At 61.8% G+C, this 26,388-nt stretch carries 22 protein-coding genes, 1 tRNA gene and 1 pseudogene; 10 read left to right on the top strand and 14 right to left on the bottom strand.

Annotation, left to right across the window (positions count from 1 at the left end):
* Positions 1-141: 141 nt before the first annotated feature.
* Complete coding sequence (locus ACWGS8_RS25805; RefSeq protein WP_454583553.1) at positions 142-1,263, top strand: branched-chain amino acid ABC transporter substrate-binding protein; 1,122 nt, start codon at positions 142-144, stop codon at positions 1,261-1,263.
* Positions 1,264-1,345: 82 nt separating this feature from the next.
* Here ACWGS8_RS25805 and ACWGS8_RS25800 read toward each other — a convergent pair whose 3' ends face one another.
* The 7 genes and pseudogenes from ACWGS8_RS25800 to ACWGS8_RS25770 all read right to left on the bottom strand — a co-directional run bounded on the left by ACWGS8_RS25800 (position 1,346) and on the right by ACWGS8_RS25770 (position 8,383).
* On the bottom strand, positions 1,346-3,328 hold the full coding sequence (locus ACWGS8_RS25800; protein ID WP_454583552.1) for an acetyl/propionyl/methylcrotonyl-CoA carboxylase subunit alpha: 1,983 nt from the start codon (positions 3,326-3,328) through the stop codon (positions 1,346-1,348).
* 175 nt (positions 3,329-3,503) lie between these two features.
* The gene (locus tag ACWGS8_RS25795) at positions 3,504-3,872 is read right to left on the bottom strand and encodes a hypothetical protein (RefSeq protein WP_454583551.1); all 369 of its coding nucleotides are present in this window, start codon (positions 3,870-3,872) and stop codon (positions 3,504-3,506) included.
* Between the two features lie 120 nt (positions 3,873-3,992).
* Entirely contained in the window at positions 3,993-4,523 is a 531-nt protein-coding gene (locus ACWGS8_RS25790) for an O-acetyl-ADP-ribose deacetylase (RefSeq protein ID WP_454583550.1), read from the bottom strand.
* 1 nt (position 4,524) lies between these two features.
* Positions 4,525-6,132, bottom strand: coding sequence for a carboxyl transferase domain-containing protein (locus tag ACWGS8_RS25785; RefSeq protein ID WP_454583549.1), 1,608 nt, complete (start codon positions 6,130-6,132; stop codon positions 4,525-4,527).
* Between the two features lie 2 nt (positions 6,133-6,134).
* The gene (locus ACWGS8_RS25780; RefSeq protein ID WP_454583548.1) at positions 6,135-7,298 is read right to left on the bottom strand and encodes an isovaleryl-CoA dehydrogenase; all 1,164 of its coding nucleotides are present in this window, start codon (positions 7,296-7,298) and stop codon (positions 6,135-6,137) included.
* Positions 7,299-7,371: 73 nt separating this feature from the next.
* Complete coding sequence (locus ACWGS8_RS25775) at positions 7,372-8,013, bottom strand: TetR/AcrR family transcriptional regulator (RefSeq protein WP_454583547.1); 642 nt, start codon at positions 8,011-8,013, stop codon at positions 7,372-7,374.
* Between the two features lie 84 nt (positions 8,014-8,097).
* Positions 8,098-8,383 (bottom strand): annotated as a pseudogene (locus ACWGS8_RS25770) (acylphosphatase).
* Between the two features lie 180 nt (positions 8,384-8,563).
* On the opposite strand from ACWGS8_RS25770, the gene ACWGS8_RS25765 reads away from it, so the two are divergent.
* Entirely contained in the window at positions 8,564-9,094 is a 531-nt protein-coding gene (locus ACWGS8_RS25765) for a MarR family winged helix-turn-helix transcriptional regulator (protein WP_454583546.1), read from the top strand.
* Here the strand turns inward: ACWGS8_RS25765 and ACWGS8_RS25760 are convergent.
* Together ACWGS8_RS25760 and ACWGS8_RS25755 are read right to left on the bottom strand one after the other, a co-directional pair.
* Positions 9,091-10,203, bottom strand: a complete 1,113-nt coding sequence (locus tag ACWGS8_RS25760) for a pyridoxal phosphate-dependent aminotransferase (RefSeq protein ID WP_454583545.1) — start codon at positions 10,201-10,203, stop codon at positions 9,091-9,093. The genes ACWGS8_RS25765 and ACWGS8_RS25760 overlap by 4 nt on opposite strands.
* 397 nt (positions 10,204-10,600) lie before the next feature.
* The gene (locus ACWGS8_RS25755) at positions 10,601-11,800 is read right to left on the bottom strand and encodes a porin (RefSeq protein WP_454583544.1); all 1,200 of its coding nucleotides are present in this window, start codon (positions 11,798-11,800) and stop codon (positions 10,601-10,603) included.
* A 471-nt stretch (positions 11,801-12,271) separates the two neighbouring features.
* Between ACWGS8_RS25755 and ACWGS8_RS25750 the strand changes: the two genes are divergently transcribed.
* From ACWGS8_RS25750 to ACWGS8_RS25740, 3 genes are all read left to right on the top strand, one after another.
* Positions 12,272-12,362 (top strand) — tRNA-Ser (locus tag ACWGS8_RS25750).
* A 292-nt stretch (positions 12,363-12,654) separates the two neighbouring features.
* Positions 12,655-13,809, top strand: coding sequence for a porin (locus ACWGS8_RS25745; protein WP_454583543.1), 1,155 nt, complete (start codon positions 12,655-12,657; stop codon positions 13,807-13,809).
* Positions 13,810-14,050: 241 nt separating this feature from the next.
* Positions 14,051-15,118, top strand: a complete 1,068-nt coding sequence (locus ACWGS8_RS25740) for a tyrosine-type recombinase/integrase (RefSeq protein ID WP_454583542.1) — start codon at positions 14,051-14,053, stop codon at positions 15,116-15,118.
* Positions 15,119-15,664: 546 nt separating this feature from the next.
* Here the strand turns inward: ACWGS8_RS25740 and ACWGS8_RS25735 are convergent.
* From ACWGS8_RS25735 to ACWGS8_RS25725, 3 genes are all read right to left on the bottom strand, one after another.
* Complete coding sequence (locus ACWGS8_RS25735) at positions 15,665-16,567, bottom strand: alpha/beta fold hydrolase (protein ID WP_454583541.1); 903 nt, start codon at positions 16,565-16,567, stop codon at positions 15,665-15,667.
* The gene (locus ACWGS8_RS25730; RefSeq protein WP_454583540.1) at positions 16,564-17,046 is read right to left on the bottom strand and encodes a hypothetical protein; all 483 of its coding nucleotides are present in this window, start codon (positions 17,044-17,046) and stop codon (positions 16,564-16,566) included. The genes ACWGS8_RS25735 and ACWGS8_RS25730 overlap by 4 nt, the downstream gene beginning before the upstream one ends.
* Positions 17,047-17,379: 333 nt before the next feature.
* Complete coding sequence (locus ACWGS8_RS25725) at positions 17,380-19,410, bottom strand: lytic transglycosylase domain-containing protein (RefSeq protein ID WP_454583539.1); 2,031 nt, start codon at positions 19,408-19,410, stop codon at positions 17,380-17,382.
* 419 nt (positions 19,411-19,829) lie between these two features.
* On the opposite strand from ACWGS8_RS25725, the gene dapA reads away from it, so the two are divergent.
* From dapA to ACWGS8_RS25710, 3 genes are all read left to right on the top strand, one after another.
* The gene (dapA, locus tag ACWGS8_RS25720) at positions 19,830-20,711 is read left to right on the top strand and encodes a 4-hydroxy-tetrahydrodipicolinate synthase (RefSeq protein ID WP_096456303.1); all 882 of its coding nucleotides are present in this window, start codon (positions 19,830-19,832) and stop codon (positions 20,709-20,711) included.
* Between the two features lie 25 nt (positions 20,712-20,736).
* Positions 20,737-21,216 (top strand): SsrA-binding protein SmpB, encoded by a 480-nt coding sequence (smpB, locus tag ACWGS8_RS25715; protein WP_006202221.1) that lies wholly within the window; start codon positions 20,737-20,739, stop codon positions 21,214-21,216.
* Between the two features lie 86 nt (positions 21,217-21,302).
* Entirely contained in the window at positions 21,303-22,013 is a 711-nt protein-coding gene (locus tag ACWGS8_RS25710) for a glycoside hydrolase family 25 protein (protein ID WP_454583538.1), read from the top strand.
* Between the two features lie 9 nt (positions 22,014-22,022).
* Here the strand turns inward: ACWGS8_RS25710 and ACWGS8_RS25705 are convergent, their stop codons facing one another.
* Together ACWGS8_RS25705 and ACWGS8_RS25700 are read right to left on the bottom strand one after the other, a co-directional pair.
* A complete protein-coding gene (locus ACWGS8_RS25705) occupies positions 22,023-22,679 on the bottom strand; it encodes a uracil-DNA glycosylase (protein ID WP_454583537.1) in 657 nt (218 codons plus the stop codon).
* A gap of 11 nt (positions 22,680-22,690) precedes the next feature.
* Complete coding sequence (locus ACWGS8_RS25700; RefSeq protein WP_010915096.1) at positions 22,691-23,272, bottom strand: LabA-like NYN domain-containing protein; 582 nt, start codon at positions 23,270-23,272, stop codon at positions 22,691-22,693.
* A 322-nt stretch (positions 23,273-23,594) separates the two neighbouring features.
* Here ACWGS8_RS25700 and rpoZ point away from each other — a divergent pair, with 322 nt between their 5' ends.
* Positions 23,595-23,996 carry a DNA-directed RNA polymerase subunit omega gene (rpoZ, locus tag ACWGS8_RS25695; protein ID WP_010915097.1) on the top strand — a complete coding sequence of 134 codons (402 nt, stop codon included), beginning with the start codon at positions 23,595-23,597 and terminating at the stop codon, positions 23,994-23,996.
* 128 nt (positions 23,997-24,124) lie between these two features.
* Positions 24,125-26,353: a RelA/SpoT family protein gene (locus ACWGS8_RS25690; RefSeq protein ID WP_454583536.1), complete on the top strand. Its 2,229-nt coding sequence runs from the start codon at positions 24,125-24,127 to the stop codon at positions 26,351-26,353.
* Positions 26,354-26,388 lie beyond the last annotated feature (35 nt).

Here is a 26,388-nt window from a genome sequence, read left to right as displayed (position 1 = left end):
CTTTTTGCGTGGATGAGGGCTCGCAGGCCCAATCGAGCGGCGCCAATGCGCCTAGACAGGCACAATGAAGGATGAAATTGTCCCGCCTCTCTGGAAGAAGCGCGGCCGGGGGCCGCGCGTGAGTGGAGGAGTTCTATTGCCATGAAAAATATGAGTATTTTCAGCGCGGCCATCTTCGGCCTGATGATGAGTGCGCCGGTCGCATTCGCCGACGACATCACCGTTTCGGTGGTCGGCCCGATGACCGGACAGCTCGCCACCATCGGCGATCAGTTCAAGCAGGGCGCAAAGGCTGCGGCAGACGCCATCAACGCCGCGGGCGGCGTCAACGGCTCGATGATCAAGCTCGACATCGAGGACGACCAGTGCGATCCCAAGCAGGCCGTGTCGGTGGCCAACCGCATCGTCGCCAACGGCGTCAAGTTCATCGACGGCCATGCCTGCTCGGGCTCGAGCATTCCGGCCTCGGCCGTCTATGCCGAGGCCGGCGCGCTGATGATGAGCCCGGCTTCCTCGAACCCAGTGCTGACCGACGCGGCCGCCAAGGCCGGCTGGCCGACCATCATGCGCCTCTATACGCGCGACGATGCACAGGGCGCCTTCATCGGCCCCTGGATCGCCAAGAAATATGCCGGCAAGAAGGTCGTCATCCTGCACGACAAGAGCGCTTACGGTCAGGGCGTGGCTGATGCCGTCAGGGCGACCATGAACACTGGCGGCCTCAAGGAAGTCTATTATGACGCCATCAACCCCGGCGAGAAGGACTATTCGGCGCTCGTCACCAAGCTGAAGGATCTCAAGGCCGACGTCGTCTATTTCGGTGGCTACCATCCTGAAGCCGGCCTGATCCTGCGTCAGTCGGCCGAACAGAACCTGAAGTTCCAGCTGATCATGCCGGACTCGATCGCCTCGCCGGAATTCTGGCAGGTTGCCGGCCCGGCTGGCGAAGGCACCATGTTCGTCTTCCCGTCGGACCCGCAGGCAAAGCCGGAAGCCAAGGCGGCGGTCGAGAAGATCAAGGCCGGCGGCTTTGTGCCGGAAGGCTTCACGCTGTTCTCCTACGCCGTGGTCCAGGCTTTCGCCGAAGGGATCAAGCGTGCAGGCAGCGACGATCCGGCCAAGGTTGCCGAAGCGTTGAAGAACGGCACGCCGATCAGCACCGTTGTCGGCGACGTCACCTTCGACGAAAAGGGCGACCTCAAGAATGCCAGCTACGACATCAACCAGTGGCATGACGGCAAGTACGCGCCGATCGCGCAGTAATCCCGCGTAATGATGTAATCCAAGGAAATGGCCGGGTTTCGCCCCGGCCATTTTGTTTACGGTCCGCGAAGCGCTCCGCTTGTCAGCCTGCGGCAGCGGTCTGGGCGCTCTGTTCCTCGACGAACCGCACCAGCACCGTCCCGTCGGTGACCTGCGCTCCTTCCACAGCGATCTCGGCAACCACCCCATCATGCGGGGCGGCGATGGTGTGCTCCATCTTCATCGCCTCGAGGATCAGGAGTGCTTGTCCCTTGATCACCGCGTCGCCCTTGGCCACGCGCACCAGCTTGACCAGACCCGGCATCGGCGCGCGCAAGCTGCCGGAAGCGGCAGTCGCGTCATCGCTCCGTGCCAACGGGTCCGATACCGCGAATGTGTAGCCGACGGCGCCTTCGAACACCGTGATGTGGCCGGGCCAGCGGGCGAGGCGGGGAGCGGCGCGAAAATCATGCGAATTGGTGCTGTCATAGGGCGCATCGAGCGCCACCTGGAAGCGCCCGTCCGACCGCACCGAAACCTTTGCCAGTATATCCGTCTCGCCGAACTTCAGCCGCGTGCGACGCGCCACGCCGTGGAAATGCGCATAGCCGGCAAGCGACGACCATGGGTCGTTCGATGGCGGCAAAGCTGCCGCACCGGAGGCGGCAAGGGCTGCTGCCGAGATGATCTCGCCGGTCGGCGGCGCGACCTTGGTCAGTGCCGCCTGATGCCGGTCGATCAGGCCGGTGTCGACGTCGCCATCACAAAAGTCGGGATCGGCGGCAAGGGCGGCGAGAAAGCCGGTGTTGACGGTGGAACCAGCAATTTCGGTCTGCGACAGCGCCGCGCCGAGCGCTTCCAGGGATGCTTGCCTGTCCTTTGCATGGACCACCAGCTTGGCGATCATCGGGTCATAATAGGGCGAGATGGCATCGCCGGCCCGCACGCCGGTCTCGACGCGCATCGTCGCGCCCTCGGGGGCCGCCTCAGGGAACTTCAGATGATGCAGCGTGCCCGTTGCGGGCAGGAACCCCTTTGCGGCATCCTCGGCATAGATGCGCGCCTCCAAGGCGTGGCCGGTCAGCGCGATCTCGCTCTGCGTCTTCGGCAACTTTTCGCCGCTGGCAACCCGCAACTGCCACTCGACCAGATCGGTGCCGGTGACCATTTCGGTGACGGGATGCTCGACTTGCAGGCGGGTGTTCATCTCCATGAACCAGAAGCGGTCGGCCTTGAGACCTTGCGAGGCATCGACAATGAATTCGATGGTGCCGGCGCCTGAGTAGCCGATCGCCTTGGTGGCCTTCACCGCCGCTTCCGTCATCGCCTTGCGCAGCGCTGGCGTCATGCCGGGGGCGGGGGCTTCCTCGATCACCTTCTGGTGGCGGCGCTGCGCCGAGCAGTCGCGTTCATAGAGATGCACGGCATTGCCGAAATTGTCACCGAACACCTGCACTTCGATGTGCCGCGGTTTGTCGACATATTTTTCGACCAGAACGCGGTCGTCGCCGAAAGCAGCCTTTGCCTCGCGCCGGGCGCTGGACAGCGCCTCGGAGAAATCATCGGGATGCTCGACGCGCCGCATGCCCTTGCCGCCGCCGCCGGCGCGCGCCTTGATCAGCACTGGATAGCCGATCTCGCGTGCCTTGGAGGCAAGCAGGACGATCTCCTGCGCTTCGCCATGATAGCCCGGAACGACGGGAACGCCGGCTTTCTCCATGAGCCGCTTGGCGGCATCCTTCAGCCCCATGGCGCGGATCGAGGCCGCCGATGGGCCGATGAAGGTGAGCCCCGCCGCCACTACCTGGTCGACGAAATCAGGATTTTCCGACAGGAAGCCATAACCGGGATGGATGGCCTGCGCCCCCGTCGAAAGCGCAGCCGCGACGATCCGGTCACCGCGTAGATAGCTTTCGCCAACCGGCGAGGCGCCGATATGAACGGCCTCGTCGGCCATCTCGACATGCAGTGATTTCGAGTCGGCGTCCGAATAGACGGCGACAGTGTGCACACCCATCTTGCGGGCCGTGCGGATGACACGGCAAGCGATCTCGCCCCGATTGGCGATCAGGATTTTGATGAACATGGAGCCTCCGTAGCCAGGGCTTGCTGAAAGCGACGCAGGCGTTCCTTCGCGCCCCCTCTGTCTCGCAAGCCTATATGGATAGGCTTTCCCTTCGCCGGACACTGCCTTGCAGTTCGACGCTTGATGTAGAGCGCTCCCTTACCAAGGCAGTGCTCTACCAGCAAAGCGCAAATGCCTATTTCGATGCCGAGATCGCGCAGCCGCCACTCGCGGTCTTGAGTTTCCACCGCGTCAATCCGGCCTGGCAGTTGCGCAGCGCGATCTCTTCCGCGGCCTTCTGGGACGGCGCGTTGAACTTCGTCCCGCAGATGATGTAGAGGTCGACGACGCGCGAATAAAAGGTCGTGGCGTAGGCCGAATGACCGCTCGCCGCGACGTAGCCCTTGTAGGCGACGTTGCATTCGCCCGAGCCTAGGGTCGGCGGAAAACGCACGTCTCCCTTGCTTCCTGCGAGCGATCCGGCCTGGCTGGCGCCGGCTGTTGCGAATATGAGCAAACTTGCAAGTATCGAAGCAGTCGTCTTCCGGCAATATTTCAGTTTCATTTCCGCCCTGTTCCCGTTGCACTGCGCAGGATGAGCGGTAGCGAATATTTTGTCTCGACGCCAGTTCACCAGCGGAGATTCGATGCTGCCTATGCTGATGAATCGGTTGGTCCATGCAGTTCAGCCTCTTCGCAGGGCAGCAACGGCCTGCCGGTATATTTCCGCCGTTTGGTCGTCGAAGCAGCAGAAGATGACAGTTTCAGGCGTGTTTTTCTCTTCGACGATCATGCTGACGGTGCCGACAGCGATCTTGGTCGCCTCATCTTTCGGGTAGCGGTAAACACCGGTCGAGATCGCCGGAAACGCCACCGAACGGCAACTATTGGCGGCCGCGAGTTCCAGCGACCTGCGATAGCAGGAGGCCAGCAGTTCGGCTTCGCCCTTGCCGCCGCCCTGCCAGACCGGCCCGACCGTGTGGATGATATGTCGAGCCGGTAGCTTGTAACCCTTGGTGATCTTGGCGTCGCCGACCTTGCATCCATTCAGCATCCGGCATTCGAACTCGAGCTCGCGGCCGGCGGCGCGATGGATGGCGCCATCGACCCCACCCCCGCCAAGAAGCGAGGTGTTGGCGGCATTGACGATGGCGTCGACATCGAGCTTCGTGATGTCGCCTGTGTGGATGCGGATCCTGTCCAGCGCCTTGTTCATCTCACATCCTGAACACGCCGAAGCGCGTGTCCTCGATTTCGGCGTTGAGCGCGGCTGAAAGGCTGAGCGCCAGCACCTCTCGCGTCTTCGCCGGATCGATGATGCCGTCATCCCAGAGGCGGGCGGACGAGTAGAGCGGATGGCCCTCATGCTCGTATTTCATTAGGATCGGCTTCTTGAATTTCGCTTCTTCCTCGGCGCTCCACTCGCCGCCCTTGCGTTCGATGCCCTCGCGCTTGACCATGGCGAGCACGGTTGCCGCCTGTTCGCCGCCCATCACCGAGATGCGGGCGTTCGGCCACATCCACAGGAAGCGCGGGGAATAGGCGCGGCCGCACATGCCGTAATTGCCGGCACCGAACGAACCGCCGATGATGACGGTGACCTTCGGCACCTTGGCGGTGGCAACCGCCATCACCAGCTTGGCGCCGTCCTTGGCGATGCCGCCTGCTTCGTACTTTCGGCCGACCATGAAGCCGGTGATGTTCTGCAGAAAGACCAGCGGGATCCCGCGCTGGCAGCACAGCTCGATGAAATGCGCGCCCTTCAGCGCGCTTTCGGAAAACAGCACGCCATTGTTGGCGATGATGCCAACCGGCATGCCGTGGAGATGGGCAAAACCGGTGATTAGCGTTGTGCCGTAGTTCTGCTTGAACTCGTCGAATTCGGACCCGTCGACAAGGCGCGCAATCACCTCGCGCACATCATAGGGCTGGCGCAGATCGGTCGGCACGACGCCGTAGAGTTCATCCGCCGGATGAAGCGGCGGAATCGATCTCTGTAAGTTCAGGCTTACGGTCTTGTTCCGATTCAGGTTTTTGACGATGCGCCGGCAGATGGCGAGCGCATGTTCGTCGTCCATCGCATAATGGTCGGCAACACCGGAAAGCCGCGTATGCACATCCGCGCCGCCCAGATCCTCGGCGCTGACGTCCTCACCGGTGGCCGCCTTCACCAGCGGCGGGCCTCCGAGAAAAATGGTCGCCTGGTTGCGCACCATGATCGTCTCGTCCGACATCGCCGGCACATAGGCGCCTCCGGCCGTGCAGGAGCCCATGACGCAGGCGATCTGCGGGATGCCGGCCGCCGACATGTTGGCCTGGTTGTAGAAGATGCGGCCGAAATGCTCGCGATCGGGAAACACCTCGTCCTGGTTGGGCAAATTGGCGCCGCCGCTGTCGACCAGATAGATGCAGGGCAGATTGTTCTGCAGCGCGATCTCCTGCGCCCGCAAATGCTTTTTCACCGTCAGCGGATAGTAGGTGCCGCCCTTCACCGTGGCATCATTGACGACGACCATCACCTCGGTGCCCTCGACCCGGCCGACGCCGGCGATCATGCCGGCCGAGGAAATTTCCTCGCCATACATCGACCACGCCGCGAACTGGCCGATCTCGAGGAAGGGCGAGCCGGTGTCGAGCAATTGCGCGAGGCGTTCGCGCGGCAGCAGCTTGCCGCGCGAAATATGGCGCTCACGCGCCTCCTCGGAGCCGCCGCGCTCGACGGTCGCGGCCTTGTCGGCGATGTCGGCGACCAGTGCGCGCATGCGTTCGGCATTGGTGCGAAAAGTGTCGGAGGAGGAAGAGATCTGGGTTTGCAGGACGGCCATGCTCACACCCCCTCCGCCATGATCTCGCGGCCGATGAGCCAGCGCCGGATTTCGCTGGTGCCGGCGCCGATCTCGTAGAGTTTGGCGTCGCGTAAAAGCCGGCCGGTCGGATAGTCGTTGATATAGCCGTTGCCGCCCAGCAGCTGGATGGCGTCGAGCGCCATCTGCGTCGCCTTCTCAGCTGCGAACAAAACGCAGCCGGCGGCGTCCTTGCGGGTGGTCTGGCCGCGGTCGCAGGCGGCGGCGACGGCGTAGACATAGGCGCGCGCGGCGTTCATCACCGTATACATGTCGGCCAGCTTGCCTTGCACCAGCTGGAACTCGCCGATCGGCTGGCCGAACTGCTTGCGTTCGTGCACATAGGGGATCGCCACGTCGAGGCATGCCGCCATAAGGCCGATCGGCCCGCCGGCAAGCACCGTGCGCTCATAATCGAGGCCCGACATCAGCACCTCGACGCCGCGCCCTTCTTCGTGCAGCACATTGTCGAAAGGCACCTCGACATCCGAAAAAACCAGCTCGCCGGTGTTGGAGCCGCGCATGCCGAGCTTGTCGAGTTTCTGCGCCACGGAAAACCCTGTCATCGCCTTCTCGACGATGAAGGCGGTGATGCCGCGCGATTTCCGTTCCGGATCAGTCTTGGCATAGACGACCAGCGTATCGGCGTCGGGGCCGTTGGTGATCCACATCTTGGTGCCGTTGAGCACATAGCGGTCATTGCGCTTTTCGGCGCGCAGCTTGAGCGAGACGACGTCGGAGCCGGCGCCGGATTCAGACATCGCCAGCGCGCCGACACGCTCGCCCGAACACAGCGGCGGCAGGAATTTTTCCTTCTGCGCCGGCGTCGCCCAGCGGTTGATCTGGTTGACGCAGAGGTTGGAGTGGGCGCCGTAGGAGAGGCCGATCGAAGCCGAGGCGCGGGAAATTTCCTCCACCGCAATCACATGGGCGAGATAACCCATGCCGCTGCCGCCGAAATCGGGATCGGCGGTGATGCCGAGCAGGCCGAGCGCGCCGAGCTCGCGCCACAGATGCCCCGGAAATTCGTTCTGGCGATCGATATCCCCGGCGATCGGCGCAATCCTGTCCTGGGCGAAGCGGCGCACCATATCGCGCAGCGCCTCGATGTCCTCGTCATGCCCGAAGCTGAGCGTGTTCGTGTACATGGCGTTCCTCCTGCCGCATGACCCCGAAAATCGACTTCGATTTTCGGAAAGGATCATGCGCAAAATCTAAGTGCTACAGCGTCCTTTGCACGTCCGAGGGACGTGCGGCGCTGTAGGTATCCATCCTCGCGCCAACCAGACGCATTGTCATTGAAAGATATGTCGCCGTCACTTCAGGGACCGACAGCCGCTCGCCTGGGCGAAACCAGACGATGACGACGGTCATCATCTGGATCAGCGCCATGGCCGTAAGGCCGGTGTCCTCGATGCTGAAGTCGCCGGCCTCGACGCCTTCGCGCAAGATGGTGCGCAGTTCCTTTTCGTAGGCTGTGCGCATGCGCAGGATCTGCGTCAGCCTGTCGGGCGACAGGCTGCGCAGTTCCATGTTCGACACATGCGTGGCATGCCGGCGCTCGATGTGGAAATCGATGTGGTTGCGCACATAGGCCGCAAGCTGCCCCGCCGGATCCGCATCGGTTGGCCTGACGTGTTCCCAGGCCGCCCGAAGCCCCTCCATGTGCTCGCGCATCAGCGTGAACAGCAGGTCTTCCTTGGTCGGAAAATAGCGATAGAGCGCGGCTGCCTGCACGCCGACCTCGGCCGCCAGCTGGCGCATCGACATCGCCTCGTAGCCGTAGCGTGCGATCAGGTTGACCGCCGCTTCGCGGACTGCCGCCTCGGTTCGCTCGCCGTCTGATCCTGTGGTGCGCGCCATGGTCGCCTCGTTGACCTGACGATAATAAAACGAACGTTCAATTAATTCAAGGGTGCCAGACTGGTTCAAGTGCCGCGCGTGCGCCTATGCGACGATCCTGAAATCTCCGGGCGCGGTCCAGGTCTCGATCTCCTCCACCTCGACCCGCGAGACTGAAGCGCCCGCCGGACCTTGCCGAAGCCGTTCGATCATGGCCGAAACCGCCGCGTCGGCGCCGGCAAAGCCATGCCGTTACCGAGCCGTCTCTTTCGTTGCGCACCCAGCCCACCAGCCCCAGCCCCGCCGCTTCGCCTCTTGCCCAGATCCTGTAGCCGACGCCTTGCACCCTGCCATGTACGCGGGCTTGCACAGCCCTTTTTCGATCGTTCATCGCGTGCTCCCATGCATAGAGTCTGGCGCAGGAACGGGCGAAGGCAACTGGCTTGAAGGGGTTATCGAACAGGAGCCCAGCCTTGATCGCAAGATGGATGACTTGATCCAATAAATAGTTGACTTGGTCAACTTTTGCGCGATGATCTACCGACTTGCAAACTCAGGGAAGGCGCGTGACATGCCGGCTGATCGCAGTGCCCTGGTCAGCGATCTCAGATGCTTCAACCGGTTCTATACCGGCTTGATCGGGCTGCTCGACGAAACCTCGACGCACAGCGCCTTTTCGCTGACCGAGGCGCGGGTGCTGTTCGAACTGGGCCGTCGACCTGGCCGTGTTGCCGCCAATCCTGGCGGTACGGCAGGCTTTCTGGCACGGGTGCTTCAAATCGACTTCGGACCAGCAGCGTCCGACATTGCCTGGGAACTCCAGCTGGATCCTGCCTATGTCACGAGAATCCTTCGAAAATTCTCTGCCGCCGGCCTGACCGAAACGCGCACTGGCCCCGAGCCCCAGCGCCGTCGCGTCCTCTCGCTCACCGTCCGCGGCCGGGCTGCGCTTGCCGCACTCCAGGCAGCTGCGGATCGCGATCTCACCCGCCTGACCGCAAGCCTGGACGACGAGGAAGCCGCCGAGTTGTCGGATATATTGGCACGCGTCAGGCATCTGCTAAGCGCAGCGCCAGCATCCGAACGCCGCGAAAGCGCCTAGTTCCCCCGCGCTGCCGCCAGCGCGCCCGGCAATTCCTCGGCAAAGATATCCAGTTCATGGTCGAGGCCGACGCTGACGCGAATGCAGCGGTCTAACCCTGGCGCCATCGGCTTGCGGATGAACACATCACGTGACAGCAGACCTTGCAGCACCTTCAGCGCGAAGGCGCCGTCATGGCCGCAATCGATGGTGACGAAATTGGTCGCCGAGGGCAGCGGCTTTAACCCGTTCTGTTCGGCGATCGCCGCGATGCGCCGGCGCCCGGCAGCCACCCGCGCCACCACCGTCTCGAGATAAGCCTGGTCGGCGAGCGCCTCGACGCCGGCGATCTGCGCCATGCGGCTGACACCGTAGTGGTTGCGGATCTTCTCGAAGTCGCGAATCACCTGGGCTTCCGCAATCGCATAGCCGCAGCGTATTCCGGCAAGCCCATAAGCCTTTGAAAAGGTTCGCATGCGGATGACATTCGGTCGCGAGATATCGATCGGCGGCAGGGCCGAGGCTGGCCCCAATTCGCCATAGGCTTCGTCGAGCACCAGCATGGTGGTCTCAGGCAGCGCCTCGATGAAGCGGATCACTTCGTCCGCCTCCCACCAGCTGCCCATCGGATTGTCCGGATTGGACAGATAGACCAGCGACGCCTTCTGCTTGACGACCGCGGCGAGCAGGCCGTCCAGGCTCTCGCGGTCATTCTCGTAAGGGACGGTGACCAGCCGCCCGCCGACGCCGGCAATATGGAAATTGAAGGTCGGATAGGCGCCGAGCGACGTGACCACCGCGTCGCCAGGCGCCACATACATGCGCGCCACCAGGCTGAGCAGGCCGTCTATGCCTTCGCCGACAACGACATTCTCGACAGCCACGTCGTGGTGCGCGGCAGCCGCGACCTTCAGGTCGAAATTGTCGGGATCGCAATACATCCATTGGTCACGCGCGACGCTCTCCATGCGGGCGATGACGCGCGGCGACGGGCCAAAACTGCTCTCATTGGCGCCGATACGGGCACGGAAGGGCCGGCCGCGCTCACGCTCCTGCGCTTCCGGGCCGACAAAAGGCACGGTCGACGGAAGTGCTGCAATGATCGGCGAGAGGGCAGGGCGCTGACGCATGGTGGAAGCTCGCTTGGAAAAGGGACTTCTTGCTAGCGTGGCCAGCCTGGCCGTGCAAGCACCCCGCGGTCCGCAGCCGTAGCGATGGATTCCGTCACCTCTTTTTGGAAGCGCAATCCAGGAGCTGCCTGCCGGCTGAGTCGCTGGACGAAACTGTCAAAGGCGCCGTTGGCTCGTCGGCCCAGCCAACTTTCAAAAGAACTGGGCCAATGCATGCGGCCCAAAAGTGACCTCGGTTTTGGGAGAACGGCATGCATAAAGCAAAGGCCTGAAGCGTCGCATGGATCCATTTCGACGCGCTTCGGGCCTCGCGGCAGCATAGCTGCATTTTTTATGAGCATCATGAAAAAACCCGGCGGTTGCCCGCCGGGTTTCGATTTCGACAAGGCGAAATCTATTAGAACGAGCGCTGGAAGCGGAGGATGCCGCCGACGCTGCTCTTCTTGGTGGAGCCGGTCCAGTTGGAGAAGTCGGCGTCGTCGAACTTGCCTGCATTGAGGTAGTCGACTTCGGCCGTGACCGTGAAGCCGGGAACGATGTCGTAGGCGATGTTCGCCGCGACGCCGAGGTTCTTCCAGTCGTCATACGAGATCTGGGCGTTGAACCTGGTCTTCTCGTTGAACTTGTAGGTGCCACCGCCCCACACAGCCCAATTGCCGCCCCACTGCTTGTAGAAGCCGCGGCCGCCGGCGGGAGATCCGACGACGAGAGGCGGAAGGCCGACGACCGGGTTGGGAACGGTGTTAACATCATTGAGCTTGCCGTCAGAGCCGTAACCACCCATGACCCAAAGCGACACTTGGTCGTTGACGGTCACGTCCAAGCGAACCTTGCCGGCCACCGACTCATAGTTGCTGTCATAAGCGACGACGCCGGTGATGGCGCCCCAGCCCTGCGTGTACTTCACGCCGCCGACGACATGCGGAACGTAGCTGTCGATTGAACCGACGCCGTAAAAGCCAGGCGTACCACTGCCCGCGCCTTCTTCCAGCGAAACCACGGCCGAGAAGCCGTTGCCGGCGTCGAAGTAGTACTGGACGACGTTGGTATCGAAGTCACCGTAAGGAACCAGCGTATCCTGGATGACGTCGCCGGCATAGCCGATGAACGTGTTGAAGGCCGATTCGTCCTTACCGACGCGCAGACCACCGAGCTGGATCCAGGCGAAGTTCAGCGACGTCCCCTTGTTGTGAGCGGCATTGATAGGCTCGTCGGCATTGTCGTTGCCGAAGTTCCAACGGGTCTCGGTGTAGGTCTTCAACGTGCCGAGTTCGGTTTCCTGGCCGGTCCAGGTCTTCAGCGTGAAGCGGGCGTTCTTGTGCCAGACGCCCTGGTTCTTGCCGCTCGTCACGTCGTCGGTCCGCGCGCCATCGAACGAGCCGATGTCACCGCCTTGGATGTCGTAACGGACGTAGCCGCCGATGCGCAGGCAGGTTTCGGTGCCGGGGATGTAGAAGTAGCCAGCGCCGTAGACGTCGCAGATCTTGACGTATTCAGCGGGTTCCGGCTCGGCGACGACGACGGCGTCGGCGGCGCGCGCACCGGAAACTGCGATCAGGGCCGCAGCGGAGCCGAGAAGAAGGCTCTTGATGTTCATTTTCTGACCTCCAGTCAAAAGTTAAAAAACGGGTCTGGGTATTCTTTGCTGAAGGACAGCGTTCCCTGCCCCATCCCCACTACCGAAAAAGATGCGCACCGCGCCGCTCCTTCGAATTCGACATTACCCATGAGGCGGCGGCGTTCAACAACGATCGTACCGGCGAATGGGCTGTTCGGCTGCTATCCCCCAGCGTTGTTGCACAAATGACACGATTTGGCCTCACTCAGAAAGCTCTCGTTAACCATTGGGCCGGTCGCAGCCGCCTATCTCCAGCCGAATCCGGCAACCGGCTGACGGAATCAAGGCAAGGCCGCGAGTCACCAGCCAGGGATTTGCCGCAGAACCGCCGCAGCTGGGAAAGCCGCGGCGCAGCACGCGGTTATTTTTCGACATAATGATTTCTTTTTCCGAGATAATGGTCGGGGCTTGTTGATTGTGCCGGCGCTTTTCTTTATCCAGCGGCGCAACGGAGAGGTGGCCGAGTGGTCGAAGGCGCTCCCCTGCTAAGGGAGTAGAGGTCAAAAGCTTCTCGTGGGTTCGAATCCCATCCTCTCCGCCATCCTGCTTCGCGCTGTGCGCTTCGAATCACATCAATCAAGCTATGGACTTCGGCCAGGCTCATCTGCCTGTCGCCTTGACGGTGTATATTGCCGTCGAAACCGAGGCCAATGCACGGCAGCTCGAACGGTGTTTCAAGACCGGATCGGGCAAGGCTTTTGTGAGCAAGCGATTTTGGCGAACTGAGCGCCGCTGACGGCCTGTGACGCTATCTATCTGAGATAAAACGAAAAAAAGCCATTCGAGCTGCCTTCAGCTGACCTCCACTCTCGATTCTGACTGGAGGTCAGAAAATGAACATCAAGAGCCTTCTTCTCGGCTCCGCTGCGGCCCTGATCGCAGTTTCCGGTGCGCGCGCCGCCGACGCCGTCGTCGTCGCCGAGCCGGAACCCGCTGAATACGTCAAGATTTGCGACGTCTATGGCGCTGGCTACTTCTACATCCCCGGCACCGAAACCTGCCTGCGCATCGGCGGCTATGTCCGTTACGACATCGGCGTGGGCGACCGCGAAGGCGTGCAGAACGTTCCAGATCATCTGGATGGCGGCACCAATGACACCTACTACAAGCAGGCTCGTTTCGCGCTGAAGACCTGGACCGGCCAGGAAACCGAGCTCGGCACGTTGAAGACCTACACCGAGACCCGCTTCAACTTCGGCAACAACAGCGGTGACTATACCGGCGTGCCGACGGACGTCGACAACAATCCGGCCACCCCGGACGTGCTGGTTTACCCTACCGGTTGGCAGGCTGGCAACAAGGGCGTTTCGCTGAACTTCGCCTGGATCCAGCTCGGCGGTCTGCGCGTCGGTAAGGACGAATCGGCCTTCAATACGTTCAGCGGCTACGCTGGTGAGGTGATCGACGATACGCTCGTTCCCTACGGCAATTTCGACACCAACGTCGTTCAGTACTATTTCGATGCCGGCAACGGCTTCTCGGCCGTGGTCTCGCTTGAAGAAGGCGCTGGCACTGACACGATCGACAGCTATGTTCCGCATGTCGTCGGTGGCGTGAAGTGGACCCAGGGCTGGGGTGGCATTTCCGGCGTCGTTGCATACGACAGCAACTATGAGGCTGTCTCGGGCAAGGTTCGCCTGGATGTCACTGCGACCAACGAGCTCACGCTGTGGGTCATGGCCGGCTATGGCAACAAGTCTGACGTTGGCGACCCGAATTCCGGTCACAACTTCTACAAGAACTGGGACGGAAGCTGGGCTGTTTGGGGCGGTGGCACCTACAAGTTCAACGAGAAGACCTCGTTCAACGTCCAGGCATCGTATGACGACGGCAAGACTTTCGGTCTGGCTGCCAACGTCGCTTATGAGGCCGTTCCGGGCTTCAAGGTCGTGGCCGAAGTCGACTACTTCAACAAGGCGTCTGGCGATTTCCGTCCTGTCAAGGATGACGGTGTCGGCGGTATCCTCCGCTTCCAGCGCTCCTTCTAAGGGCTGGTTCCTTACAGGTGAAATCCAGCCCGGGCGCACACACGCCCGGGCTGTTTTTGTTTCGTGACTGGGCTTTGGAAAAACAGAAGGAACAGGGGGAACTCGGTAGCTGAAAAGTCTGCGGAACGATTTCGTGGGATTCACCGTCAGGTGGATGAAATTGTTTGTCGGACAAAAACTCTTGAAAGGACGCTTCCAAGTAGGCTAGGGCTGACCTATCCACTCGGGGGTGTGGTCAATAATGACAAACGAAGCGATTCAAGAGGGGTATCCCTCTGATCATTTTGCGGTGTTCTCTTCTCAAAATTCAAAGTTTAAATATACATATAACAAGATCCGGGAAGTAACGTCGCATAGGGTTGGAGACCTTTTTCTAGCATATCGAGATATATTGTGGGATGATGGGCGGCATAAATACAATGTCAGCTCTTTCATCGGCGAAATAGACGAGATCCTCCTCGGGGAGCGTTTCAGCGCCTTTGACCAGAGTACCCTTGATAACCTTATCGGCACCTTGCGCCAGCGCGGCAACAGCAACGCAACCATCAATCGAAAGATGGCTGCCCTCAGCAAACTGCTGCGCAAGGCTCACAAGATGGGGGATATCCACAGCCTGCCCGAGTTCCGCCGCCAGAAGGAGCGGGCGGGACGGATTCGTTTCCTCGAGAGGGACGAAGAGGCAAGGCTGTTTGCCGCCATCAAAAGCCGCAGCGAGGATGCCTACAGGCTTTCCGTCTTCCTGGTCGATAGCGGTTGCCGTCTTGGCGAAGCACTCGGGCTGATCTGGAACGACATCCAGGAACATCGCGTCTCCTTCTGGATCACCAAATCCGGCCGCAGCCGCACCATTCCGATGACCGAGCGGGTCAAGGAGGTCATCAAGCTGCCTCCGACCGAGGGCCGCCGGCCCAAAGGTCCGTTCACCAAGCTCAGCCAGGCACAATATCGTGCCATCTGGAACGAGGCGAAAGCCGAAGTCGGTCTTGGCGCCGACGATCAGGTGGTCCCGCACATCTTGCGCCACACCTGTGCCTCGCGTCTTGTCCAGGGCGGCATCGACATCAGGCGCGTGCAGATGTGGCTCGGTCATCAGACCTTGTCGATGACCATGCGCTACGCGCATCTGGCCACAAATGATCTCGACGGCTGTGTCACCGTGCTCGAGACGCCCCGGGGGTGTGGAGCGGCCAGCGGCGTTGAAAGCTCTGCATTTTCGTCGCCGCTGACCACGCCTTCGGCCTCGAAGCCGGCGCGCAAGCCGAAGAGCGAAGCGGTAAAGGCCCCCGGTAAAGGCTCCAAGGCAAACTAGAGCGTTTCACCGTTTCATGGAAACGGCGAATCACTCTAACTCTTTGTTTTGATCCAATTCCTGACGGAAAACCGCTCACACTTTTCCTGGAATTGCTCTAGCTCCGCGCCGAGCTTGCCAATTGGCCGCGCGAGTCGGCGCTCCTGCCGGGCGGCATCCTTTCCCCGTATGTAGTGTGGGGGAGGGGCGCTCTCATCGGCGGTCGCGCAATCGCCGGCGTTACAAGACGAGTTGTGACGTTGCGGCCAACCCCTTCTTCCACTCGGGATAGAGGCTGAGCTCATCGTCGATGATTCGCCAATTATCGGCGATGCGAAGAGGCGCCGGCGTTGCTGCCGGCTGCTTTCCTCTCGTCTCCGTGGGGGGCGGTCCGCGAAGCAGGCAGAAAAGCCAATTGCTTGGCTCGTCGCGTGACGAACGGCCGGCGTGGCAATGAGGGCAAACGGTTAGGAATTGCTGTGCACGGCAAGAATAATGGCGAAATGGAACCAAGAGGCCGCTCGGCTTACAAAGTCATGGCAGTTTGAATTTTCAGCTTCCTGAAGTTTATTCTGAGCAACTCTGCTGTTCCGCCCTGTCGAGAAACGCGCCAATCGAGCCGGGCAAGCTGCCGGTTTCAAGGAACGGCGCATGGCCCTGACCCTCAACGGTGATCGTTTCCATCATCGGATGGCGCTGGCGCATCTGCTCCAGAGTTTCAGGCGACAAAAGCCTGGAATTGGCGCCACGTATAGCGAGCAGGGGAATGGCTGTCAACGCCTCGAACTGCGGCCACAGCGCCGGCAATGGCTGTGACAGGTCGAGATTGGCGACCGTATCGACCAGTTTCGGATCAAAATCCGGCATCAGCCCTTGATCCGTCGCGCGGTAGAGCGCCCCCACCATGCGCGTCCAGTCTGCATCGGTGAGTGCAGGAAAATCCTTGGCGTGAACGCGGCGCTGGGCATCCACCGCCTCGGCGAAGGTTTTCGGCTTCGGCGCGCGTTCGAGATAGGACTGGATGTGGGCGAGGCCGGCCGTTTCTATCAGCGGCCCGATGTCGTTGAGAACAATAGCTTTCAGCACGGCCGGCCGCAGCGCGCCAAGCACATGGATGATCAGCCCGCCGCGCGAGGTGCCGATGAAAGCCGCCTCCTCGATGCCGAGCGCGGTCAGTCCGGCAAGGACGTCACCGGCCTCGACGCCGACATTGTAGTGGCTAACATCGGGATCGTGGGCCGATTGTCCGCGTCCGCGATAGTCGAAGGCAACCACCTTGCGCGCCACCGGGGATCGCGTCGAAAGATAAAGCGCCAGTTCGTGAAAATCCCGCGCGTTGCGGGTCAGACCGGGCAAGCAGACGACCGGCCAGTGTCCGGAATTCGCGTCGCCATAGACGCGCGCATGAAGTCTCAGCCCGTCTGGCGCTGCGTAGAAGAAGTCGGGAAATTTCGAGGGATTACCAGTCATCTAGAAAAGAAATCGACCAACAACACGGCTAGCTCCGCTAAAATTGCAAGAAGGACGGCTATTTCGATCCATACTTCGACCAGATAGTTTCGATGTTCGATCAGTCTATCATTGGCGAGCTCGTAGAGGTCCTCTCCGACCTCGATCGCATCGTCAAGCGCTCGGACACGAGATATGAGGTCGGCTTGTAATGCAAGCTCACCAAAGAGCCTTCTTGTTGCCGTTGAGAATTTAGGTTCTGGGCGCTGCAAAGCGATGTCCATCCGAGCCACAAAAATGCGCGCGGTCTGAAACTGCCGGGTCATCTGGTTGACACGGCACTGCTCGCGCAACGCGGTACGCGTAATGTCGTGTGTGAGAGCGACGTCGTTTGTCATCGATTGCCATGTTGTTTCCAGACGCGACTCCTCGACCGATAGAGCGCCATAAACATGCGAAAAGACGGCAGCCGCCGCAAGACAGTCTTCGGCTGCCTGCATAGGCGCGAAGGCCAGGCCTCGCCGACCTCGCCAGACAAGGCGTACATTTCGACCCGACACGTCCAGATAAGGTGCCTTTGTATCGCCCTGTAGCAGTATAGCTAACCCGTCGCGGCACAGAAGGGGCCGGTCCGGCCAACAGCATCAGTCCCACCCGCGTAAGCTGTTGCATTCAACCCACGACGATAAAACTTGGCCTATCTTTGTCAAGGATCGCGTGCCGCCCATGAAACCGCGGTGCGTGCGCGAAGCGTCAGGCATGAACCGTCTGCGTCGGCAAAAGATTGCGGTTGGGCCTGTGATCCCCATACTCGACGGTTGGCAATCTTTCGGTCAACTCCGCCCGTTCACCAGGTCGCCGACGATGTCGTATTTGCCGGAAATACGCATCTTGTAGACCTCGTAATTCTCCATCACGCGCTGCACGTAACTTCTTGTTTCCGTGTAGGGAATCCGCTCGATCCAGTCCACAACCGCATCAATGTCCTTGCCGCGCGGGTCGCCGTATCTGGCCACCCACTGGCTGGCCCGGTTGGGGCCGGCATTGTAGCCGGCGAAGGTCAGCACGTAGGAGCCGTTGAAGCGATCGAGCTGCTCGCCGAGGAAGGCTGAACCGAGTGTGGCGTTATAGCCGGCGTCGGTGGTCAGCCGCGCCTGCGAAAACTGCAATCCGGCCTTCTTCGCCAGCTGTTTGGCGGTTCCCGGCATCAGCTGCAGCAGCCCGCGCGCGCCGGCGCTGGATACGGCACCGACGTTGAACTCGCTTTCCTGACGGGCAATCGCGTAGGCCAGTGCCTTCCCCGAACCGGAAATATTGGCCGAGTCAGGAATGACGCCGAGCGGGTGCGACAGCGCACCGACATCGATGCCGCGCGCGCCGGCGATCTTGCCGACCTTCAACGCCATGAAATGATTGTCTTGTTTTTCGGCAAGGACAGCGAGCAGCGCCAGTTCGCCCGGGCTGGTCAACTGCCCGGCGAGGTCGCGATAGAGCGTTTCGGCATAGCGATCATAGCCCGCCTCCTGCAGCCGCTTGATCGCACTGACAGCCTCGCGGCCGGCAAAATTCTGCCGGTCGGCTGCACTTGGCGTGGGATAGACGATGTTGAGCGCCTGGCGGCCGACGCGTTCTGCGGCAAGCTGGCCGTAAAAGGTCGTGCCGTAAGCGGCGGCGCGGCCAAAATAGTCCTTGGCGTTGCCGGCACCGCCGACTTCCGCGGCGCGGCCGAGCCAGTAATAGGCGCGCGACAGGGTCATCGGCCCTTGGGCAAGGTCGGCGATGCGCGAAAAATGCGTCACGGCAAGCTTTGGGTCGTTGAGGCCCCGCAGCGCATACCAGCCGGCATGGAACTCGGCCTCGGCCGCATTGGCAGCACTTTCGGCGGCATGCGTGGCGACGATCTTGTACGCGGTCTTCATGTCGCCCTGGTCGACCAGTTCGCGCGACAGCACCCGGCGCTCGACCCACCAGGCGTCTGGATCGACCAGAGCCTCACGGTCCGTCGGCGCCTTCATCACGACGGCGGCGGCGCCGGCAAAATCCTCCTGCTTGCGCAGATACTCGGCCTGCGCGAAGAAATAGCCGGCAGAACGCTGCGACACCGGGACGGCCTTCAGCAGTTTCGACGCATTCTTGTCGCCTCTGTCGGCCGCGGCCCAGGCCTCGGCAAACTGCTGGGCGCCGGCAAGGCCGGCAATGCGCAGGGCGGAATTCACCCGGTCGGCATAGAACATGCGGTCCATGCGAAAACGGTGGTCGGCGGCAGGGATCAGACTGCCGAATTCCTTGATCAGCGCCGTCTCGTCCTTGGCTTCCAGGATCGTGGTGCGCCAGAACGGCGACAGCACCGAGCGCGCCGCCTTGACATTGCCCGTCGCCACATAGGCGCGGGCGAGAACCATGATGCCTTCGAATGTTTGTGGCTGGCTGCCATCGAACGCCGCAACGACGATGTCGGGAGCGGGGTTTTCTCGATAGAGCGCCCGCTCGCTGTTCTTGCGCAAGGCAATGGTGCCCGGCCAGTTGGGCAGCATTTTCGCGGCGGCGGCGATGTCGCCGCTCGGAACCTTGTCGCCACCGTAAAGTGCGATCGCCCAGGCCAGTATGTGCTGGTCGAGCGATTGAGCGGGAAGCGCATCGCGCACTCCACGCGCGCCGGGAATGTCGCCGGCCGCCAATGCGTCGAGCCCAGTTTTCAACAGGGCGACGCTGGGTGAGGGGGCCCGCTGCGCGCTGTCCTGCGGGCTCGGAATCGGGATCGCCGAGGTGACCCGCGCATCCACGCTGCTGCTGATCGCCACACCGGGCATCAGCGCGGCGATGGCGCCAAGCAGCGCGAAGAGGTGAGGCCGACGGGTCGGCATGATCTCGTGTCTTTCCCTGGTCCCGCATTGTACCAGCAGGCGAAGATGCCTCGAAGCCTAAACTTAGGTCGTGAAGGGCTCGTAAACAAAGGGTTATCGAGGCCGTTCGAATTGCGCTTGCTGGCACCATGGCAATGCTTGCCGCGCAACCATGTCGAGACTATGGTGCGCCGCTTCGCTTTCAGTTAGAAGGCGCACACGACAAACTGATCGACAAGACACCGATGCATGTCGCCCAAAAGTGGATACCGGTTTTGGGACAACGACATGCATAAACCAAAGATGCATGTCGCCCAAAAGTGGGAACCGGTTTTGGGACAACGACATGCATAAACCAAAGATGCATGTCGCCCAAAAGTGGGTACCGGTTTTGGGACAACGACGTGCATGAACAAACAAGTCCCAAGGAGTTGGACGACATGCTGAGAGGCTCGCTTACTGCGCTCGTGACACCGTTCGAAAAGAGCGGGCGTTTCGACGAGAAAGCCTTTCGCGCGTTTGTCGAATGGCAGCTCGGGGAAGGCACGACAGGCCTGGTTCCGGTGGGCACGACCGGCGAGTCGCCGACGCTGTCGCATGATGAGCATCGCCATGTCGTCAAGGTCTGCATCGAGGTGGCCAAGGGCCGCGCCCCGGTCGTTGCCGGCGCCGGTTCCAACAACACCGCGGAAGCGGTTGGCCTCGTGCAATATGCCGAAAAGGCCGGTGCCGACGCCGCCCTGGTCGTCACGCCTTATTACAACAAGCCGACGCAGCGCGGCCTCTACGAGCATTTCGCCGCCGTCGCCAGGGCGACCAAGCTGCCGATCATCATCTACAACATCCCGCCGCGCTCGGTGATCGACATGATGCCGGAGACGATGGGCCGGCTGGCGCACGACTTCAAGAACATTGTCGGCGTCAAGGATGCGACCGGCAAGGTCGAGCGTGTGTCCGAGCAGCGCATGACCTGCGGCAAGGATTTCATCCAGCTTTCCGGCGAGGATGCTTCGGCGCTCGGCTTCAACGCCCATGGCGGCGTCGGCTGCATTTCGGTGACCTCGAACGTCGCCCCGCGGCTCTGCGCCGAATTCCAGGAGGCGACGCTCTCCGGTGACAGCGCCAAGGCGCTTGAGCTGCAGGATCGTCTGCTGCCGCTGCACAAGGCGATCTTCCTGGAGCCCGGCGTGTCCGGCGCCAAATACGCTCTGTCGAAGCTGGGCAAGGTCGAGAATGTGCTGCGGTCGCCGCTTGTCACGGTCGAGGAAGCGACCGCGGCGAAGATCGACGCGGCCATGAAGCACGCCGGCTTGATTAATTGAAGATGAGGCGCCACCTCTCCACATCATGAATCAAGTCAGAAAAGCCGATCCCAACAACAAGACCGTTGCGGAAAACCGTAAGGCGCGGTTTTCCTACGAGGTGCTCGACACGATCGAGGCCGGCTTGGTGCTGACCGGCACCGAGGTCAAGTCGCTGCGCCAGGGCCAGGCCAATATCCAGGACAGCTATGCCTCTGTCGAAGGCGGCGAGATCTGGCTGATCAATTCCTATCTGCCCGAATATCTGCAGGCCAACCGCTTCAACCACGAACCCAGGCGGCGGCGCAAACTCCTGCTCAACAAGCGCGAGATGGCCAAGCTTTCGCAGAGCGTCGACCGCGAAGGCATGACGCTGGTGCCGCTGAAAATCTATTTCAACGACCAGGGCCGCGCCAAGCTGCTGCTCGCCGTCGGTCGCGGCAAGAAATTACACGACAAGCGCGAAACCGAAAAACAGCGCGACTGGTCGCGCGAGAAGGGCCGGCTCTTGAAGGAGCGTGGGTGACAGATATCTGGCGGTAGCCCTCGAAAAGCCCGGTTGGCTTCCAGGTTTGGGGCGAGCGCAACCGGCAGATACCAGAGGGGATTGCCTTGAAGGACCGGATCATCCTCTGGGGATCGATGAGCCTGGTTTTTGCGGCGATGGCCGTGGCCGGCGGCTTCTTCTACTTCCACACCTATTCTCCCGACCGCAACAAATATCCGGTCAGAGGCATCGACGTCTCGCATCATCAAGGCCAGATCGATTGGTGGCGCGTTGCCGCCGACGATGTCGCCTTCGCCATCATCAAGGCGACCGAGGGCGGAGATCATGTCGATAGCGCCTTTGCCAGCAATCTGCGTGAGGCCCGCGCGGCTGGCATCGCCGTTGGCGCCTATCATTTCTTCACCTTCTGCCGGCCGGGTGCCGACCAGGCGAAAAATTTCATCTCGGTGGTGCCGCGCGATCAGCCCTTGCTGCCGCCGGTGGTTGATGTCGAGTTTGGCGGCAACTGTCCGCAGCGTCCATCGCCCGAACAGTTGAATGCCGAACTCCAGGCTTTCCTCGGACCTGTCGAGGCGGCGTTCGGCAAGACGGCGATCGTCTATCTGACCGATGAGGCGCAGGCCGCCTATGCCGGGCAGATCGTCGCCCGCCCGCTGTGGCTTCGCTCGCTGCTGGTAGAACCGGACCGCCACGACTGGGTCTATTGGCAGTACCACAATCGGGGGCGCGTGGACGGTATCGAGGGTGACGTCGACCTGAACGTTCTGCGGGGTGGGCCGGAGAAATTGGCGGCGCTGCTCGCGCCGGTGCCCTGAGGTGTGAATCTATATCTGCAGGAATGCCGCGATCTCGCGGAACACGTTGACGAACATTTCCTCCGTCAAGACACCGGTGTTGGTGTTGTAGCGCGAGCAGTGATAGCTGGAAAACAGCGTGATGCCGCCGGCCGGCAACTGCCCGCCATGCTTGAACGGATAGGCGGCGACGCGCCCGCCAAGCGCACGCACGGTCGACTGGTGCGCGATCGACCCAAGCGCCAGCACGGCGCGCAGCTTCGGAAAGCGCGCGATCGTCGGCACCAGGAACGTCCGGCAGGTCGAGATTTCGGCCCCGACCGGCTTGTTCTCCGGCGGCACGCAGCGCACCGCATTGGTGATCGCCGTGCCGACAAGCTCCAGCCCGTCATCGGGCCGCGCCTTGAACTCACCGCGTGCGAAGCCGTGCGCGATCAGCGTCGAGTAGAGCAGGTCGCCGGCGTAGTCGCCGGTGAACGGACGGCCGGTGCAGTTGGCGCCGCGCAGGCCGGGCGCCAGCCCGACGATCAGAAGCTGGACGGTGTTTTCGCCCTGCGGCGGCAGGAAGGTCGGCACCGGCGCGTTGAACCAGGACGGCTCGCGCTGCCGCCACTCGGCTATGAAATCATGCAGCCGCGGGCAGAGCGGGCAGTCGCGGTTCGGTTCGGAGGCGAGGAGGATGGTCAAGGCGACCGGCCTCAGTAGTCATCCTCATCGACTTCAGCTGGTTCGGGCCGGCGCACGGGCCTCTCCGAGGGATCGCGGCCGACTTCGTTCTTCAGCGTCGTCAGGTCGATGAAATGGTCGGCCTGGCGGCGCAGATCGTCCGAGATCATCGGCGGTTGCGAGGCCATGGTCGAGACGATCGACACTTTGCGGCCGCGCCGCTGCAGCGCCTCGACCAGCGTGCGGAAGTCGCCGTCGCCGGAGAAGATGACATAGTGGTCGACGACATCGGCGAGCTCCAGCGCATCAACCGTCAGTTCGATGTCCATATTGCCCTTGATCTTGCGGCGGCCGGTCGAGTCGGTGAACTCCTTGGCGGGCTTGGTCACCACCTTGAAGCCGTTATAGTCGAGCCAGTCGATCAGCGGGCGGATCGAGGAGTATTCCTGATCCTCGACCAGCGCGGTGTAATAATAGGCGCGCAAGAGATAGCCGCGCTTCTGGAAACTCGACAAAAGCTTGCGATAGTCGATGTCGAAGCCGAGCGCCCGGGAGGTGGCGTAGAGATTGGCACCGTCGATGAACAGGGCGATTTTTTCACGTGGGTCGAACATGGAAAATATTCCTTTTCGAAAATGCGGCCGTCTAAACGAAATGCGGTAGCGACTATCGGTCAGGCTCTTAATAAACCGGCTGACCTTGTCCATTCGAGATAACGCCAGTTTGGTGGCAATCCAAGGCGTGATGCGGCAATGCAAGCAATTGTGATCGCGGCGTCGAACGAACGACGCGGCTGGTTTTGCCAAATCCGGGGTCTGGACAGGGGGATTAAGCGCCCCAATGGCCCGCCAATGCCATGATGCTTGTATTTTGGCGGCATTCGGGTTATGGACCGCGCCTGTTTTCCATCAAATCCAGGCATGAAAGGGGCAGTCCATGGCCCGCGTAACCGTTGAAGATTGCATCGACAAGGTCGACAACCGCTTCGAGCTGGTGCTTTTGGCCGGCCACCGCGCTCGCCAGATCAGCCAGGGCGCACAGATCACCGTTCCTCGCGACAACGACAAGAACCCGGTCATCGCCTTGCGCGAGATTGCCGACGAGACGCTGTCGCCCGACGACCTCAAGGAAGATCTGATCCATTCGCTGCAGAAGCATGTCGAGGTCGACGAGCCCGAAGCCGATGGCGAGGTGATCGCCGATCAGACCGGCGCCGCTGTCGCGGCCACCGAAACCGACGACGCCGAGGACAACATCACCTTCGATCGCATGACCGAGGAAGACCTGCTGGCCGGCATCGAAGGTCTGGTTCCGCCGGAAAAGAGCGACGACTACTAAGAGAGTTTTCTGGACCTGGCCGGAACACGTTTCCGGCACTTCCGTCCCGGCAGTTTCGTGGCTATCTATGACATGCGCCGTACAGCAGTGCGGCGCATGATTCATTTCATCGCTGAGAGATTCCGCCCATGATGCGTCAGTATGAGCTTGTCGAGCGCGTCCAGCGCTACAAGCCTGACGTCAACGAGGCGTTGCTCAACAAGGCCTATGTCTATGCCATGCAGAAGCATGGACACCAGAAGCGCGCTTCCGGGGATCCGTATTTCTCGCATCCGCTCGAAGTAGCCGCCATCCTCACCGAAATGCACATGGACGAGGCAACGATCGCCGTCGCCCTGTTGCACGACACCATCGAGGACACCACGGCGACGCGGGCCGAGATCGACGATCTGTTCGGCCCCGAAATGGGCAAGCTGGTCGAGGGCCTGACCAAGCTGAAGAAGCTCGATCTCGTCTCCAAGAAGGCCGAGCAGGCGGAGAATCTGCGCAAGCTGCTGCTGGCGATCTCTGAAGACGTCCGCGTGCTGCTGGTCAAGCTCGCCGACCGCCTGCACAACATGCGCACCCTCGACCACATGCCCGAGGCAAAACGCCTGCGCATCGCCGAGGAGACGATGGACATCTATGCGCCGCTGGCCGGGCGCATGGGCATGCAAGGCATGCGCGAGGAGTTGGAGGAGATCGCCTTCCGCTACATCAATCCGGAAGCCTACCGCGCCGTCACCGCGCGGCTTGCCGAAATCTTCGAGCGCAACAAGGGCGTGCTGACCGACATTGAAAAGGCGCTGTCGGCGCTGTTTGAAAAGCACGCCATCAACGCCGGCGTGAAGAGCCGCCAGAAGAAGCCGTGGTCGGTGTTCCGCAAGATGGAGGCCAAGGCGCTGTCCTTCGAGCAACTGTCCGACATTTTCGGCTTCCGCGTCGTCGTCGATACGGTCGAGGACTGCTATCGCGCGCTCGGCGCCATCCACACCACCTGGTCGATGGTGCCCGGCCGCTTCAAGGACTACATCTCGACGCCGAAGCAGAACGACTATCGCTCGATCCACACCACCATCGTTGGCCCCTCGCGCCAGCGCGTCGAGCTGCAGATCCGCACCCGCGAGATGAACAAGATCGCCGAATACGGCGTCGCGGCGCACTCGATCTACAAGGACACCGGCGGCAAGACGAACGGTGCCGGCCATGCGATCTCGAAGGAGACCAATGCCTATGCCTGGCTGCGGCGCACCATCGAGCAGCTTGCCGAAGGTGACAATCCCGAGGATTTCCTCGAGAACACCAAGCTGGAACTGTTCCAGGACCAAGTGTTCTGCTTCACGCCGAAGGGCATGCTGATTGCCTTGCCGCGCGGCGCCACGCCCATCGATTTCGCCTATGCGGTGCACACCGATGTCGGCGACACCTGCGTCGGCGCCAAGGTCAATGGCCGCATCATGCCGCTGATGACGGAACTGAAGAATGGCGACGAGGTCGAGATCATCCGCTCCAAGGCGCAAGTGCCGCCGGCCGCCTGGGAATCGGTCGTCGTCACCGGCAAGGCGCGCGCCGCTATCCGCCGGGCCACCAAGAACGCCATTCGCAAGCAGTATTCCGGCCTCGGCGCGCGCATTCTCGAACGCGCCTTCGAACGGGCCGGCAAGTCCTTCACCAAGGAAAGCCTGAAGCCGGTCCTGCACCGGCTGGCGCGCAAGGACATCGAGGACGTGCTGGCGTCCGTCGGCCGCGGCGAACTTGCCTCCACCGACGTCATGAAGGCTGTCTTCCCCGACTATAAGGACGAGCGTGTCACGCCGGCAGCACCCAAGCAGCGCGAGGAGGGCTGGTCGAAGATCCGCAATGCCGCCGGCATGCTGTTCCAGATTCCGGGCCGCGCCGCGCGCAAGGACAAGGACCAGCCGCGCGACGGCGCCGTGCCGATCCGCGGCGTGCGCGGCGACCTGCCGGTGCGCTTCGCGCCGGAGGGTGCTGTGCCGGGCGACCGCATTGTCGGTATCGTTCAGCCGGGCACCGGCATCACCATCTATCCGATCCAGTCGCCGGCGCTGCAGGCTTTCGATGACCAGCCTGAGCGCTGGATCGACGTGCGCTGGGACATTGACGAGCGCACCAAGGAGCGCTTCCCCGCGCGTGTCTCGGTCACCGCCATCAATGCGCCGGGCTCGCTCGCCGATATCGCCCAGGTCGTTGCGTCCAACGACGCCAACATCCATACGCTGTCGATGGTGCGCACCGCGCCCGACTTCACCGAAATGCTGATCGATCTCGAAGTCTGGGATCTGAAGCATCTCAACCGGCTGCTGTCGCAGCTCAAGGACAATTCGAGCGTCAGCGACGCACGGCGTGTGAATGGCTAGATCCTGATCCCGAAAAGTGGGAACCGGTTTTCGGA

The sequence above is a fragment of the Mesorhizobium sp. 43Arga genome, assembly GCF_053714255.1.
This window is presented reverse-complemented; position numbering and strand designations above follow the sequence as displayed.